Raw genomic sequence first — 16,777 nt, 5'->3', positions numbered from 1 at the left:
GTCTCTCGAACGAGTTTTGTAGAGATCTGCAATGGCTCGTGCGCGGTGACCCGTCAAGCATCACCCAATTGCATCAAACGTCTTACTTCGTGTCTTGTTTATTATGTGTGTGGCGATTTGTTATCGGTGATGTGTTATGTCTAAAGTCTAAGCTCTGAAGGAGCCAAAGCTAGCACTGCTAGCACTTACTATTCGGTCTTCGCACCTAATTTGCTTGTGCATTGGTGCTCTTCGATGCCCGCGAATTGTTCGCGAATTTGATCGATCGACTTTTTCTCGTCAGGGCTGATCTCATACATCTGATACAGCATCTTGGTTGCGCTCACTTGGCGCGGTGCGATCTTGGCGTCTTTGATTCCTTTTTTCGCGAGATTGGCGACATGGGTTTTCGCCGCTTCCATGGTCTTGAACACGCCTAAGGAAACACCCCACTTCAACGCTGAACCATCTTGAATCACATAGGCATCACTGACGCCCATTTTCTTGATCGCGATGGCCTTTTTATCGGCCGCATCTTTATTGCCTTGCGAAGGCAGATAAACCATATTCGAGGCACTTTCCGACAGCTCCTGACGACCAACACGATCACCAAGTGAAAGGTGTTTTAAGCGCTCCTCGAAATTCTTCGCATCCGCCAAGGTGAAATTTCCAATTTCAATGCAGGCGATCGGAGGTTCAGCTTTCTTTGCACTGGCCTCGACTAAATCTTGTGCGGCAGAGGCACTCAACAGTTTGAGCTTATCCACATTTTTTTCCGCCTTCATGCGATGTGGTTCATGCTTCTCCATTTTCAAATCGACTAAGCGATCAAAAATGCCGAGATTAAATCCCAACAACAAGCCATTAATCACCAACAATGTAAATAAAAGGAATCGCAACATAATTAATCGCTCTCTTGCATATCAAATCGCACCGTCACCTTCGACGCGCTTACCACGCCTATCGTTTTTCGCATGATGCCCCATTCCAAATTGCGAGGCGTGGTGCCCATATTTCTATCTTTCGCCAGGCTCCAATTGCGCGGTTTGCGCTACCACCGCTAAGCCCGTCAGTACTAAATTTTCAACCACATGCAATGACATCTCTGATCCCAAGCAAGGTATCAAATGGTCCGCAAAATAGGGGCGCAGATAGGGAACCGCGCCACCAGAAATGACCAATTCGACCGCAGCCGAATCTGTCTGTCGCTGTAGATCGCGAATCGCACATTGTAACGCGCCCAATTGAGCGTGAATACAGCCGCTCCAAATCGCTTGTTGGGTATTGTCGGCGAACAAGTTCGGCAATGACAATTGATCTGCCACGCTCGTCAAATCAGGAAGTTGTGCGGTGTTCTTAGCGAGGGACATCGCCATGGTTCCTAGCCCCGGGGCGATCATGCCACCAATAAATCCCTTGCCAGGCAAAATAGCATCGATCGTGGTCGCGGTTCCGCATGTCGCCACCACTAAAGCCGTATCGGGGAAGAAATGATGCGCCGCCAATGCAGAAGCAAAACGGTCACTGCCGAGTTGCGTTGGATTGGCGTAACAATTCGCCAAACCAGCGCAGCGTTCGGAAGATGTGAATCGATGACATGTCGCGTTTGGAAAACACTGCTGGATGAACTGTTCGAGCTGGGCTTGAATATGCGCACCGGCGACATTCGAAATCCACACCTCATCAATTGTCACAAGCTCGTGATCGGGCTGAGGAAGTTGTGCCTCTATCGCTTGCGGCAATCGATCCAGCTGCGCGATTTCCTCGTGTCCAAGGCCACCACTAGCAAGCCAAAGCATGGGCAGACGCATTGCACCGGCTTGAAACACTGCCCATTTGATTCGGGTATTACCGGCATCGATTAAGAGACTATAACGCACGATTTCTTGCATGATATGGGAGCCAATCGAACCGCGAAGAGTGAACCTACAACTAGGTCAAAAACGACCAACTTAGTCAAACCCCTATTCTACGCCAAGGGACGCAAAGACACATCTCCAGAATGGATGGCACGTTGTTGACCATGGTCGTCGATGAGCAAGCGGCCACTTGCATCAATGCCAAGTGCGCGACCTTGAACTAAAACCCGATCCGCATCCATGATCCTAACGTCTTTGCCAGCAAAGGCATGAAGCGTATTCCAACGTTCGACAAAGACTTCAAAGCCGTACTCTTCAAAGATAGTGGCAGCACTGGCGACTGCATGGGTGAGTTCCGCCAATAATTGGTTTCTATCCATCTGTGCCAACCACGCCGAATCAGCCACGGCTTGCCCAATTTGCAGCTCTAATTCTTGCGGGACTTGGAGATTCAGGCCGATCCCAATCACGGTCCAATAGCCACCATCTGCAGCCGAAGCGGGAGCCGATTCCACCAAAATACCAGCCAGTTTTTTGCCATCTTTGAGGAGATCGTTCGGCCACTTTACTTCTACGTGCACACCGATGTGTCGCAGGCATTCGGCAAGCGACAAACCAACCACCAATGGGAATGCGCTGAGTTGCTGCAGGCTTGTATGAAAATGCCAGGCCAAAGAAAAAGTCAAAACGCCACCTGGAGTCGACAACCAAGTCCGTCCGGCGCGCCCCTTACCTGCGGTTTGGTGCTCCGCTACCAAGAGTGTAGGCTTGGTAAGACTGACTACACGAGACATCAAATCCGCGTTTGTCGATCCCGTTTCCGCCACCACTTCAATGTCCACATCGAGGGTTCGTGCAGCCGCTTGATTACAACGCTGAAAATGATGCACGAGTTGGTCTTGATTATAGAAATTCTTCATGGTCTTAGATCATGGGAAGTGCAAAAAACACAAAGCAACCGATGCGCTGAGAAAGGTCTTATGGAAACGATCTTTGTACGGCTCAATAGATACCTTAGTTGAGATTGTAAGCGAGAGCGCCATGACTTCCTAGCGCAGATGACGAGCGAGAATGTATCGTAGAAGGGTATAAGGCGAACACCCACTTTCATCCTCATAATCACCAGCTCCGCAAAACGAAAGACGAAAAAAAAACACCGCCAAAATGACGGTGTTTTTTGCTTCGCTGATCAACCCACCGCGAAGTGGGTTGATGCAAAGACCAATTAAGCTTGTGCGTCGCCAGAGGCTTCGACATCGCTTGTTGTGACCTCGGCCACTGGTGGCGTGAACAATTCTTTTTCCGCTGCCAACAATGCTGCACGTTCTTCTGCTTCCCACGACTCTTTCATCTTGCGAGCGCGATGGTAAGCCAAGCCTGTACCAGCTGGGATCAAACGACCAACGATGACGTTTTCTTTCAAGCCACGCAATGTGTCTTTCTTGCCCATGATCGCTGCTTCTGTGAGAACACGTGTGGTCTCTTGGAAGGACGCGGCAGAGATGAAGGAATCGGTCGACAAGGAAGCTTTGGTAATACCCAACAAGATATTTTCATAAGTCGCTGGAATACCGTTTTCTTTTGTCACGCGATCGTTTTCATCGAGCAATTCAGAACGTTCAACTTGTTCACCAACGATGTAGTTCGTATCGCCTGGGTTGACCACAACAACGCGGCGCAACATCTGACGTACGATAACTTCGATGTGCTTGTCATTGATTTTAACGCCTTGTAAACGATAAACGTCTTGAACTTCATCAACGATGTAGCGCGCCAAAGCTTCGATACCCAACAAACGCAAGATGTCTTGTGGATCAGCTGGGCCGTCAACAATCATCTCACCTTTGTTCACAACTTGGCCGTCATGCACCAAGACTTGTTTGTCTTTAGTGATCAAGAACTCGTGCTTCTCACCGTCCATGTCGGTGATTTCCAAGCGCTGCTTACCTTTGGTTTCTTTACCGAAGGCGACAGTACCTGTGACTTCTGCCAACATACCTGCGTCTTTTGGTGAACGTGCTTCGAACAATTCAGCAACGCGTGGGAGACCACCGGTAATATCACGTGTTTTTTGCGATTCAGTTGGGATACGCGCCAACACTTCACCTACGTGAACTTGTTGACCGTCTTTCACTGTAATCAAAGCGCCGACTTGGAAACCGATCGTTACAGCGTGTTCGGTACCAGAGATCTTCACTTCTTCGCCAGCGTCGTTCAACAATTTAACTTGTGGACGCAAGCTCTTACCAGCAGCAGAACCACGACGCTTCGCATCGATAACCACCAAAGTCGACAAACCAGTCACATCGTCAACTTGCTTAGCAACGGTCACGCCTTCTTCGACGTTTTCAAACTTCACTTGACCTGTGTACTCAGTGATGATCGGACGTGTCAACGGATCCCATGTCGCCAACGCAGTACCGGCTTTGATCGCCATACCGTCTTTTACGATCAATGTCGCACCATAAGGTACTTTATGACGTTCACGTTCACGGCCATGATCATCGGTGATCAAGACTTCACCAGAACGGGAAATCACGATCTGATCGCCTTTACCGTTGGTCACATAACGCATCGTCGCTGTGAAACGAATCGTACCATTGGACTTCGCTTCAACAGAAGAAGCGATTGCTGCACGAGAAGCCGCACCACCGATGTGGAAGGTACGCATCGTCAACTGTGTACCTGGTTCACCGATGGACTGCGCAGCGATAACACCGACAGACTCCCCTGCATTCACCAAATTACCGCGGCCCAAGTCACGGCCGTAGCACATTGCGCACAAACCGTAGCGTGTGTCGCATGTCAATGGGGTACGAACTTTCACTTCATCGATGCCCAAGGCTTCGATTTCTTCGACCATGAATTCGTCGAGCAATGTGCCCGCTGCGAACAAGGTTTCTTGTGTTTCTGGATTGATGATGTCGTTCGCTGCAACGCGACCCAGGATCAAGTCACGCAATGCCACGTTAACTTCACCACCTTCAACGATGGCCTTCATAGCGGAACCATTGGATGTACCGCAATCGTCTTCGATCACCACCAGATCTTGTGTAACGTCGACCAAACGACGTGTCAAGTAACCGGAGTTCGCTGTTTTCAACGCCGTATCTGCCAGACCTTTACGTGCACCGTGAGTGGAAATAAAGTACTGGAGAACGTTCAGACCTTCGCGGAAGTTCGCGGTAATCGGCGTTTCAATAATGGAGCCGTCTGGTTTCGCCATCAGACCACGCATACCTGCCAACTGACGAATCTGTGCTGCAGAGCCACGCGCACCGGAGTCAGCCATCATGTAAATCGCGTTGAAGGATTCTTGTGTACCTTGCGTTCCGTCACGACGTGTGACTGGTTCAACTTTGAGCTGTTCCATCATCGCCTTGCCGACTTCGTCACCTGTTTTACCCCAGATGTCGACCACTTTATTGTAGCGTTCGCCCGCAGTCACCAAACCGGAAGCATATTGCTGTTCGATTTGTTTCACTTCGTGTTCTGCTGTCGCCAACAAAGTCACTTTTTGTGGTGGTACCAACATATCGTCGATACAGATAGAAATACCAGCACGCGTCGCCAAACGGAAACCGGACTGCATCAATTGATCAGCAAACACCACCGTCGCGCGCAAGCCGCACTTACGGAAGGATGTGTCGATCAATTTCGAAATTTCTTTTTTCTTCAATGGACGATTCAAGACTGAGAATGGCAAGCCTTTTGGCAAGATTTCAGACAAGATCGCACGACCCACTGTGGTTTCGTAACGTTTTACTGTTTTAACGAATTCACCAGTCGCTTTATCTTTTGGATATTCAGTAATACGAACTGTGATACGTGTTGTCAGTTCGACTTCCTTGTTGTCCCAAGCGCGAATCGCTTCGGAAACATCAGGGAACAACATACCTTCACCCTTACCGTTGATCTTCTCACGCGTTGCGTAGTACAGACCCAAAACGATATCTTGAGAAGGAACAATAGATGGTTCACCGTTCGATGGGAACAAAATATTGTTAGAAGCGAGCATCAATGTGCGTGCTTCCATTTGTGCTTCGATCGACAAAGGAACGTGTACCGCCATTTGGTCACCGTCGAAGTCGGCATTGAAAGCCGCGCAGACGAGTGGGTGCAATTGGATCGCTTTACCTTCGATCAAAACTGGTTCGAACGCTTGAATACCTAAACGGTGCAAAGTTGGCGCACGGTTCAACATGATCGGATGTTCGCGAATCACTTCTTCCAAGATATCCCAAACTACTGGTTCTTGAATTTCAACGAGTTTCTTCGCTGCTTTGATCGTTGTTGCCAAGCCCATCAATTCCAATTTATTGAAAATGAATGGTTTGAACAATTCCAAGGCCATCAACTTCGGCAAACCACATTGATGCAATTTCAGTTGTGGACCGACCACGATTACGGAACGACCAGAGTAGTCGACGCGCTTACCCAACAAGTTTTGACGGAAACGACCGCCCTTACCTTTGATCATTTCTGCCAAAGATTTCAACGGACGTTTGTTTGCACCAGTCATTGCTTTACCGCGACGACCATTGTCTAACAAGGAGTCAACCGCTTCTTGCAACATACGCTTTTCATTACGCGTAATGATTTCTGGAGCGCGCAGTTCCATCAAGCGCTTCAAACGGTTATTACGGTTAATGACGCGACGATACAAATCATTCAAATCAGAAGTCGCGAAACGGCCACCATCCAAAGGTACCAATGGACGCAATTCTGGCGGCAATACTGGCAACACTTCCATGATCATCCAGTCTGGTTTGATACCAGAACGTTGGAAGGCCTCCAATACTTTCAAACGCTTAGAATACTTCTTGATCTTCGCTTCAGATTTGGATTCTTTGAGTTCAGTACGCAAAGTTTCTGCATCACGATCGATATCGATAGAACGCAACAATTCACGGATACCTTCGGCGCCCATGAACGCAGTGAATTCGTCACCGTATTCTTCGTATTTCGCAGCGTAGTCGTCTTCCGACATAATTTGGCATTTCTTCAAAGGAGTCATGCCAGGGTCGGTCACTACATATGCTTCAAAGTACAAAACGCGTTCGATATCACGCAAGGTCATATCCAACACCATACCCAAACGGGATGGCAAGGATTTCAAGAACCAGATATGCGCGGTTGGAGATGCCAACTCGATGTGACCCATGCGCTCACGACGCACTTTTGCCAAGGTGACTTCAACGCCGCATTTTTCGCAGATCACACCGCGATGTTTCAAACGCTTGTACTTACCGCACAAGCATTCGTAATCTTTGATTGGGCCAAAAATCTTCGCACAGAACAAACCGTCACGTTCAGGTTTGAAAGTACGGTAGTTGATTGTTTCTGGCTTCTTTACTTCGCCATAGGACCAAGAACGAATTTTTTCTGGAGATGCCAAACCAATTTTGATGGCATCGAATTGTTCATTGGGCTGTACTTGCTTGAATAGATCGAGCAGGGCTTTCATGTATTGCACTCCAGTGAAGTGTTGAATCGCTTTAGCTAATGGACTTCGATTTTCCTACTTGAGGTTTAACCCTGTTCGCATGGGCGGGAGAGCCTGATCACCATTTGGTTGATCCAAGTTCCGCCGATACCGGGAACAAAAAGTACAAAAAATCTTGGTCCATCTGAATGACCAACGCCCGAAGTGAATTCGGGCGGTGGCTGCATTACTAAAAATGCTACTAAACTACTATTTAAAACGGATTAGTTACGTTCGAGATCGATATCGATACCCAAGGAACGAATCTCTTTAACGAGAACGTTGAACGACTCTGGCATACCAGCATCGATCACGTGATCACCCTTAACGAGGTTTTCGTACACTTTAGTACGGCCGTTCACGTCGTCGGACTTGACCGTCAACATCTCTTGCAAGACGTAAGACGCGCCGTACGCTTCGAGTGCCCACACCTCCATCTCACCGAAACGCTGACCACCGAATTGCGCTTTACCGCCCAATGGTTGTTGTGTCACGAGAGAGTATGGACCTGTCGAACGTGCATGCATCTTGTCGTCGACCAAGTGGTGCAACTTCAAGACGTGCATATAACCGACGGTGACCTTACGTTCGAAGGCTTCACCAGTGCGACCATCATACAAAGTCACTTGGTTCTTCGACGGTGTCATACCGAGTTGTGTCGCGATCTCATCTGGGTAAGCGAGGTCGAGCATGCGACGGATTTCATTTTCATGTGCACCGTCGAACACCGGTGTCGCGAATGGCACGCCGTGTTTCAAGTTCGATGCCAATTCCATGATTTCTTGATCGCTCAAGCCATCGATGTCTTCGGACTTACCAGACTCGTTGTAAATCTTCTTCATGAAGCCGCGCAGTTCTTCAACTTTCGCTTGTGCCTTCAACATTTCGCCGATACGCAAGCCTAAGCCTTTCGCTGCCCAACCCAAGTGAACTTCGAGAACCTGACCAACGTTCATACGAGATGGAACGCCCAGTGGGTTCAACACGATGTCAGCTGGAGTACCGTCGGCCATGTATGGCATATCTTCAACTGGAACGATACGAGAGACCACACCCTTGTTACCGTGACGACCCGCCATCTTGTCACCAGGTTGCAAGCGACGTTTCACAGCCAAGTACACCTTGACCATTTTTTGTACGCCTGGTGGCAACTCATCGCCTTGTGTCAACTTGGTACGCTTCTCTTCGAAAGCCAAATCAAATTGATGACGTTTTTCAGCGATAGAATCTTTGATCGCTTCGATGGCACGTGCAGCATCTTCATCCGCTGGACGAATATCGAACCAATGGTAACGATCCAGGCTCGCTAAGTAGTCCTTAGTGATGGTCGTACCTTTTGCCAATTTCGCTGGGCCGCCGTTAGCGACTTTGCCGATCAACATACGTTCCAAACGTTCGAAAGCATCGCCTTCCACAATACGCAACTGATCGTTCAAATCGAGGCGGTAACGCTTCAATTCATCGTCAATAATTTGTTGTGCACGTTTGTCGCGTTGGATACCTTCACGTGTGAACACTTGAACGTCGATCACCGTACCAACCATACCGGAAGGAACGCGCAAAGACGTATCTTTCACGTCGGATGCTTTTTCGCCGAAGATCGCGCGCAAAAGTTTTTCTTCTGGTGTCAATTGTGTTTCGCCTTTTGGCGTCACTTTACCGACCAGCGTATCACCTGCAGTCACTTCCGCGCCGATATACACGATACCGGATTCATCCAAACGCGCTAATTGGTTTTCTGCGAGGTTGGAGATATCGCGTGTAATTTCTTCCGCGCCCAACTTCGTATCACGTGCTTGGCAAGACAATTCTTCGATGTGGATCGATGTATAGCGGTCGTCAGCAACCACTTTTTCAGAGATCAAGATCGAATCTTCGAAGTTATAGCCGTTCCAAGGCATAAACGCGATCAACATGTTTTGACCCAGAGCCAATTCGCCCAAGTCGGTTGATGCACCGTCAGCCAATACGTCACCCTTCGCGACCACGTCGCCCACTTTGACGATAGGACGTTGGTTGATGTTCGTATTTTGGTTAGAACGTGTGTACTTGATCAAGTTGTAGATATCAACACCAACTTCACCAGCCATTGCTTCGTCATCGTTAACACGAATAACGATACGACCAGCGTCGATGTAATCGACTTTACCGCCGCGCAATGCTTGTACTGTGGTACCGGAGTCGACCGCTACTGTACGTTCGATACCTGTACCGACGTAGGCTTTTTCTGGACGCAAGCAAGGAACTGCTTGACGTTGCATGTTGGCACCCATCAACGCACGGTTCGCATCATCGTGTTCCAAGAATGGAATCAAGGATGCCGCAACGGAAACGACCTGACCGGTGGCCACGTCCATGTACTGTACGCGTTCTGGAGAGACCAAAATTGTTTCACCAGCTTGACGTGCGGACACGAGCTCATCGCACAGGCCGCCGTTCGCATCGATACTTGCATTCGCCTGAGCGATCACATAACGACCTTCTTCAATCGCGGACAAGTAGTCGATTTGATTGGTGATCTTACCGTCGATCACTTTGCGGTATGGCGTTTCCAAGAAACCGTACTCGTTCAAACGTGCGTACAGAGCCAAGGAGTTAATCAAACCAATGTTTGGACCTTCAGGTGTTTCGATCGGACATACGCGACCATAGTGCGTTGGGTGAACGTCACGAACTTCGAAGCCGGCGCGTTCACGTGTCAAACCACCAGGGCCCAAAGCGGAGATACGACGCTTATGCGTGATCTCAGACAATGGATTAGTTTGATCCATAAACTGGGACAACTGAGAAGAACCGAAGAATTCACGGATCGCAGCAGAGATCGGCTTAGAGTTGATCAAATCATGCGGCATCAGGTTGTCGGCTTCAGCTTGGCCCAAACGTTCTTTCACAGCACGTTCTACACGAACCAAACCAGCGCGGAATTGGTTCTCAGCCAATTCACCAACACAACGTACACGACGGTTACCCAAGTGATCGATATCGTCGACTTCGCCGCGACCATTACGCAACTCAACCAAGATCTTGATCACAGCCAAGATATCGTCGTCAGACAAAGTCATCGCACCAGTCAATTCATCACGGCCGATACGGCGGTTAAATTTCATACGACCAACAGCGGACAAATCGTAACGCTCTTCGTTGTAGAACAAGCCGTTGAACAATGCCTCAACAGACTCTTCTGTTGGTGGTTCACCAGGACGCATCATGCGATAAATCGCGACGCGTGCTGCCATTTGGTCAGCGGTGTCGTCAGTACGCAAAGTTTGGGAGATGTACGCACCTTGATCCAACTCGTTGGTGTAGAGAGTTTGGATATCAGTGACTTTTGCATCGCGCAATTTTTGCAGCAATTCTGGTGTCAATTCGTCGTTCGCATTGGCGATCACTTCGCCAGTATCAGCGTCAACAATGTTCTTCGCCAAAACGCGGCCGAGCAAGTAATCTTCTGGTACAGAGATCATCTTGATACCAGCGGATTCAATTTCACGTACGTGCTTGGAATTGATACGCTTATCTTTCGCAACGATCAATTTGCCAGATTTGTCAGAGATGTCGAAACGAGCGACTTCGCCACGCAAACGCTCAGAAACGAATTCCATTTCTGCGCCTTCGCTATGCAATGCGAAGTTGTCGAATACGAAGAAGTTAGCCAAGATCTGTTCATTGGTCATGCCAATCGCACGCAACAAGATCGTGACAGGCATCTTACGACGACGGTCGATACGGAAGAACAAAATGTCTTTCGGATCGAATTCGAAATCGAGCCAAGAGCCACGATAAGGAATGATACGTGCAGAAAACAGCAACTTACCGGAAGAGTGAGTCTTACCGCGATCGTGTTCGAAGAACACACCTGGAGAGCGGTGCAACTGAGACACGATAACGCGCTCAGTGCCGTTGATCACGAACGAACCTGTTGTCGTCATGAGTGGCAATTCACCCATGTAGACTTCTTGTTCTTTCATTTCTTTAACAACAGGTTTCGTTGGAGATTCTTTATCGAGAATCACCAAACGCACTTTTGCCCGCAATGGCGAAGCAAAAGTCAAACCGCGCAGTTGACATTCCTTGACGTCGAAGGCTGGATCGCCTAAAACGTAGGAAAGAAATTCTAAACGAGCGAACCCGTTGTGCGACACGATCGGAAATATCGAAGTGAAGGCTGATTGCAGGCCTTCATTCTTACGTACAGAAGGCGCTGCCTCTGCTTGCAAGAAATTTTGATATGACTCGAGCTGGGTCGCCAGCAAGAACGGAACGTTGTGGACGTTGGCGCGTTTCGCAAAAGATTTACGAATGCGCTTCTTCTCAGTAAATGAGTAGTGCATGGACACTCCGTGAGTGACAAGGAAGGATGGAGAATTCAGGTTTCAACACTTTTTCGCTAGAACAAAGTTCAAACAACATCGAGAAACCTCAAGTCTCAGCCCTCGCCTCAAAAGATTCAGCTTAGGAACGACAATTTCAATTTTCTGTCGCACAAACGACAGAGAAGCCAAAGAGGAACCTCTCTCGCGAGAAGGTTCCTACTTTGACTTAGACAAACCCGAAGGTCTGCCAGTATAACACGGAATTACTTAACGTCAACTTTCGCGCCAGCTTCTTCCAATTTCTTCTTAGCAGCTTCAGCGTCAGCTTTTGCAACGCCTTCTTTAACTGCTTTTGGTGCGCCATCAACGAGGTCTTTAGCTTCTTTCAAGCCCAAGCCAGTGATTTCGCGAACTGCTTTAATGACGCCAACTTTGTTTGCGCCAGCCTCAGCCAGAATTACTGTGAATTCTGTTTGTTCTTCAGCAGCAGCTGCAGCACCGCCAGCAGCTGGACCAGCAACTGCCATTGCAGCTGCGGATACGCCGAATTTTTCTTCGAAAGCTTTAACCAAGTCGTTCAAGTCCATTACGGACATCGCGCCTACGGCTTCCAAGATATCTTCTTTACTAATTGCCATTTGAAACTCCTAATTTTTTAAAAAACATCGATTCGGTATTTGACGGAAACGTCAGCTGATCGCTAGTAAGCGATTAAGCAGCTTCGGATTCTTTTTTCGCTGCCAATGCTGCCAAGCCACGTGCGAAGCCAGATACAGGTGCCTGCATCATGCCCAGCAATTGTGCCAACAGTACTTCGCGGCTTGGGATGCTTGCCAATGCAACAACGCCAGCCTTGTCCAAAGACTTGCCAGCATAGTTACCTGCTTTAACGACTAACTTGTCGTTGCCTTTTGCAAAGTCATTAACAACTTTAGCAGCAGCAACAGCATCGTCCGAGATTGCATAAATCAACGGACCTGTCATTTCGTTAGCGAGGCTTGCAAATGCAGTACCCTCAACTGCGCGACGTGCGAGTGTGTTTTTCAACACGCGCATGTAAACGCCTTGAGCACGTGCTGCAGCACGCAATTGCGTCAAATGACCGACCTGGATGCCACGGTATTCGGCTACGACGATAGTCTGTGCAGTTGCTACTTTTGCAGAGACTTCAGCGACGACGGCCTTTTTGTCATTCAGATTGAGACTCACGGTCAACCTCCATTAATGATATTCAGACTACACACCACAATGATGCGCACCCTTCCTATCGTTTCGAACACGGCGTCCGAAGTTAGGAGTTCCACTGGCGGACCAGTAATCACTACAAAACTTGTTCGGGTACACCATCTGCGTTGGGCGCTCGAAATTACTTTCTCACATTTACCTCATTAGTTTTCACTAACAAGCCCAACGGTCTTTGACACTCTGCTGACAATTACTTTCGAAACCACCAGCAGCCCAAAGATGCGCCACCCACTTTGCAGCAGATGGACTTAATTTGATATCTACTGATTAAGCAGACAAGTTAGCGTGGTCTACGCGTACGCCTGCACCCATAGTGGATGAGATCGAGATCTTACGCAGATACACACCTTTACTTGTTGCTGGCTTAGCTTTGTTCAAAGCTTCGATCAAGGCCAACAAGTTTGCTTTCAAATCGCTGTCGCTGAAGGACTTACGACCGATAGTGGAGTGGATAATACCTGCTTTGTCTGTACGGTATTGAACCTGACCAGCTTTTGCATTTTTAACTGCAGTTGCAACGTCTGGAGTCACTGTACCAACCTTTGGATTCGGCATCAAACCGCGTGGACCCAAAACTTGACCCAATGTACCAACGATACGCATTGTGTCTGGAGATGCGATAACGATGTCAAATGGCATATCGCCAGCTTTAACACGTTCTGCCAAGTCTTCCATACCAACAACGTCAGCACCAGCTGCTTTCGCTTCTTCAGCTTTTGCACCTTGTGCGAAAACCGCTACGCGAACTGTTTTACCTGTACCTGCTGGCAATACAACTGCGCCACGAACAACTTGGTCAGATTTCTTAGGATCAACGCCGAGTTGAACAGAAACGTCAATAGACTCATTAAATTTTGCTGTTGCGCATTCTTTGATCAACGCGATTGCGTTATCGAATGGGTAAGCTTTCAAACGATCTACTTTAGTTTTCAGCAATTTTGCTTTTTTGGATAACTTAGCCATTACAGACCCTCCACCGTGATGCCCATAGAACGAGCAGAACCAGCGATTGTACGTACAGCCGCTTCCATATCAGCAGCAGTCAAATCTTTCTGTTTTACAGTTGCGATTTCTTCTGCTTGCTTGCGTGTGATCTTACCAACTTTATCAGTATGTGGCTTAGCAGAGCCTTTAGTGATGCCAGCTGCTTTTTTGATCATGTATGTTGCTGGTGGCGTCTTCATCACGAATGTGAAAGACTTATCAGCAAATGCTGTGATCACAACTGGAATTGGCATACCTGGTTCCATACCTTGAGTCTGTGCGTTAAACGCTTTGCAGAACTCCATGATATTCAAACCACGTTGACCCAATGCTGGACCGATTGGTGGGGATGGGTTTGCTTTACCAGCTGGCACTTGCAGCTTGATAAAACCAATAATTTTCTTTGCCATGATGGCTCCTTCTTAGATTGAGTGGTAGCGCCTTCCAATCAACTCAATGATCAAATGGCTCCTCGCTTTTGCTCTAGCTTCGCTATTTGCGCGGTGCTAGCCCCGCTTACTACAAATTCTTACACCTTCTCAACTTGGGCAAATTCCAAATCAACCGGGGTAGCACGGCCAAAAATCGTAACGTTCACGCGCACTTTAGATTTCGCGTAATTGACTTCCTCGACATTGCCATTAAAGTCTGTGAATGGACCTTCTTTAATACGCACCACTTCACCAACTTCGTACAATACTTTTGGTCTTGGCTTCTCAACGCCATCCTGCACTTGCTGCAGAACTTTTTCGATTTCATGACGTGGAATTGGCGCTGGCTTATTCGATTTACCACCGATAAAACCAGTCACTTTGCCAGTATTCTTTACCAAGTGCCATGTGTCGTCAGTCATTTCCATTTCTACAAACACGTAGCTTGGAAACAAACGGCGCTCAGTCACACTCTTACGACCATTTTTTACTTCAATCACTTCTTCAGTAGGAACCAAGATTTGACCGAACATATCTTGCATTTCTGCACGTTCGATGCGCTCGATCAGCGCACGCTGAACGCTCTTTTCCATACCAGAATAGGCATGCACCGCATACCATTTTTTTGCACTCTTAGGGACAGAAACACCAGAGTCCTGCTCTGGTGTCAAATCCTTGCTATTTTCTGAGATTTGTTCGCTCATTCTTATTTAAGCCCAAGAATTACGTTCATTATTAAATATTCCAGAACTTTATCCGTAGTGAATAGGAACACTGCCATAATCAAGACAAAGCCAAACACTACCAAGGTCATCTGACCCGCTTCTTTGCGCGTCGGCCAAACAACTTTCTTTGCTTCACGAACTGATTCTTTCGCAAACGCGATCAGGTCACGACCTGTTTGAGAGATCAAAACCAAAATCGCCGCAACAACAACGCCACCAACCAACGCACCAAGACGAACATATTTCGGTTGACCTACCAATGCGTAGAAGCCAACAACACCAGCGATCGCAGCCACAACGGCCAACATAATCTTTAGCTTATCGCCGGAGGTACTCACAGTTTGAATGGATTGGTTAGACATGCTGATTTACTTTCGATGCCTGACGGCTTTGGTGGCAGGGGCGGAGGGAATCGAACCCCCAGCCTACGGTTTTGGAGACCGTCGCTCTGCCAATTGAGCTACACCCCTATACTTCTGCACTACTTTACTTCTGAACTTCTAAGTAAAAACAGCGATCCATGATGGATCGCCATTTTCACAATTATACCACGAAATTACTCGATGATCTTAGCAACAACGCCCGCACCAACAGTACGACCACCTTCACGAATCGCGAAACGCAAACCTTCTTCCATCGCGATCGGGTTGATCAACTTAACAGTGATAGAAACGTTATCACCTGGCATCACCATTTCTTTATCCTTCGGCAACTCGATCGAACCAGTTACGTCCGTTGTACGGAAGTAGAACTGTGGACGGTAGTTGTTGAAGAATGGTGTGTGACGACCACCTTCATCCTTGGACAATACGTAGATCTCGCCTGTGAAGTGGCTGTGTGGCTTGATCGAACCTGGTTTCGCCAAAACTTGACCACGTTGGATATCTTCACGTTTTGTACCGCGCAACAACACACCAACGTTGTCACCAGCTTGACCTTGGTCGAGCAATTTACGGAACATTTCAACACCAGTACATGTTGTTTTTACTGTGTCTTTAATACCAACGATTTCGATCTCTTCGCCGACCTTGATGATACCGCGCTCAACACGACCAGTAACAACTGTACCGCGACCAGAAATAGAGAACACGTCTTCTACTGGCAACAAGAATGTACCGTCAACTGCGCGCTCTGGTGTTGGGATGTAGTTATCCAAAGCATCTGCCAAACGCATGATCGCTTCTTCACCCAAATTACCTTTGTCGCCTTCCAATGCCAATTTTGCAGAACCTTGGATGATTGGCAAATCGTCGCCTGGGAATTCGTACTTGGACAACAATTCACGAACTTCCATTTCAACCAATTCCAACAACTCAGCGTCATCAACCATATCGCATTTATTCAAGAACACGATGATGTATGGAACACCAACTTGGCGAGCCAACAAGATGTGCTCACGTGTTTGTGGCATTGGGCCGTCAGCTGCGGAGCAAACCAAGATCGCGCCGTCCATCTGCGCTGCACCAGTAATCATGTTTTTAACATAGTCAGCATGGCCTGGGCAGTCAACGTGAGCGTAGTGACGTGTTGCTGTTTCGTACTCAACGTGCGCTGTGTTAATTGTAATACCACGTGCTTTTTCTTCTGGAGCTGCGTCGATTTCGTCGTATTTCTTCGCTTCACCACCGAATTTCGCAGACAATACTGTCGCGATCGCTGCTGTCAATGTAGTTTTACCGTGATCAACGTGACCGATTGTACCGACGTTAACGTGCGGCTTGGTGCGTTCAAACTTACCTTTTGCCATTTTAAACTC

Annotated in this window: 12 protein-coding genes and 1 tRNA gene; all 13 read right to left on the bottom strand. The window is 48.0% G+C overall.

Going from position 1 to position 16,777, the window contains the following annotated elements; genetic code table 11:
* Positions 1-188 precede the first annotated feature (188 nt).
* The 13 genes from RF679_RS03635 to tuf all read right to left on the bottom strand — a co-directional run bounded on the left by RF679_RS03635 (position 189) and on the right by tuf (position 16,768).
* Positions 189-881 carry an SPOR domain-containing protein gene (locus tag RF679_RS03635; protein ID WP_309482857.1) on the bottom strand — a complete coding sequence of 231 codons (693 nt, stop codon included), beginning with the start codon at positions 879-881 and terminating at the stop codon, positions 189-191.
* Between the two features lie 114 nt (positions 882-995).
* The gene (locus tag RF679_RS03630; RefSeq protein ID WP_309482856.1) at positions 996-1,871 is read right to left on the bottom strand and encodes a type III pantothenate kinase; all 876 of its coding nucleotides are present in this window, start codon (positions 1,869-1,871) and stop codon (positions 996-998) included.
* 77 nt (positions 1,872-1,948) lie between these two features.
* Positions 1,949-2,758, bottom strand: coding sequence for a biotin--[acetyl-CoA-carboxylase] ligase (locus tag RF679_RS03625; RefSeq protein ID WP_309482855.1), 810 nt, complete (start codon positions 2,756-2,758; stop codon positions 1,949-1,951).
* Between the two features lie 305 nt (positions 2,759-3,063).
* Positions 3,064-7,305 carry a DNA-directed RNA polymerase subunit beta' gene (gene rpoC / locus RF679_RS03620; protein WP_309482854.1) on the bottom strand — a complete coding sequence of 1,414 codons (4,242 nt, stop codon included), beginning with the start codon at positions 7,303-7,305 and terminating at the stop codon, positions 3,064-3,066.
* A 242-nt stretch (positions 7,306-7,547) separates the two neighbouring features.
* Positions 7,548-11,654 (bottom strand): DNA-directed RNA polymerase subunit beta, encoded by a 4,107-nt coding sequence (gene rpoB, locus RF679_RS03615; RefSeq protein ID WP_309482853.1) that lies wholly within the window; start codon positions 11,652-11,654, stop codon positions 7,548-7,550.
* A gap of 245 nt (positions 11,655-11,899) precedes the next feature.
* Positions 11,900-12,274, bottom strand: a complete 375-nt coding sequence (rplL, locus tag RF679_RS03610) for a 50S ribosomal protein L7/L12 (RefSeq protein ID WP_309482852.1) — start codon at positions 12,272-12,274, stop codon at positions 11,900-11,902.
* A 73-nt stretch (positions 12,275-12,347) separates the two neighbouring features.
* Complete coding sequence (gene rplJ, locus RF679_RS03605; RefSeq protein WP_309482851.1) at positions 12,348-12,845, bottom strand: 50S ribosomal protein L10; 498 nt, start codon at positions 12,843-12,845, stop codon at positions 12,348-12,350.
* 303 nt (positions 12,846-13,148) lie between these two features.
* Positions 13,149-13,844 carry a 50S ribosomal protein L1 gene (gene rplA / locus RF679_RS03600; protein WP_309482850.1) on the bottom strand — a complete coding sequence of 232 codons (696 nt, stop codon included), beginning with the start codon at positions 13,842-13,844 and terminating at the stop codon, positions 13,149-13,151.
* Positions 13,844-14,275 (bottom strand): 50S ribosomal protein L11, encoded by a 432-nt coding sequence (rplK, locus tag RF679_RS03595; RefSeq protein WP_309482849.1) that lies wholly within the window; start codon positions 14,273-14,275, stop codon positions 13,844-13,846. The genes rplA and rplK overlap by 1 nt, the downstream gene beginning before the upstream one ends.
* 119 nt (positions 14,276-14,394) lie before the next feature.
* Positions 14,395-15,000 carry a transcription termination/antitermination protein NusG gene (nusG, locus tag RF679_RS03590; RefSeq protein WP_309482848.1) on the bottom strand — a complete coding sequence of 202 codons (606 nt, stop codon included), beginning with the start codon at positions 14,998-15,000 and terminating at the stop codon, positions 14,395-14,397.
* 2 nt (positions 15,001-15,002) lie between these two features.
* Positions 15,003-15,383: a preprotein translocase subunit SecE gene (gene secE / locus RF679_RS03585; protein ID WP_309482847.1), complete on the bottom strand. Its 381-nt coding sequence runs from the start codon at positions 15,381-15,383 to the stop codon at positions 15,003-15,005.
* A 32-nt stretch (positions 15,384-15,415) separates the two neighbouring features.
* A tRNA-Trp gene (locus RF679_RS03580) sits at positions 15,416-15,491 on the bottom strand.
* Between the two features lie 86 nt (positions 15,492-15,577).
* Positions 15,578-16,768 carry an elongation factor Tu gene (tuf, locus tag RF679_RS03575; RefSeq protein ID WP_309482688.1) on the bottom strand — a complete coding sequence of 397 codons (1,191 nt, stop codon included), beginning with the start codon at positions 16,766-16,768 and terminating at the stop codon, positions 15,578-15,580.
* Positions 16,769-16,777: the final 9 nt, after the last annotated feature.

Source organism: Undibacterium cyanobacteriorum, from assembly GCF_031326225.1.
In the GTDB taxonomy this organism is placed as follows: Bacteria; Pseudomonadota; Gammaproteobacteria; order Burkholderiales; family Burkholderiaceae_D; genus Undibacterium; species Undibacterium cyanobacteriorum.
Note: the sequence above shows the minus strand (reverse complement) of the source record. Positions and strands in the feature narration are given on the sequence as shown.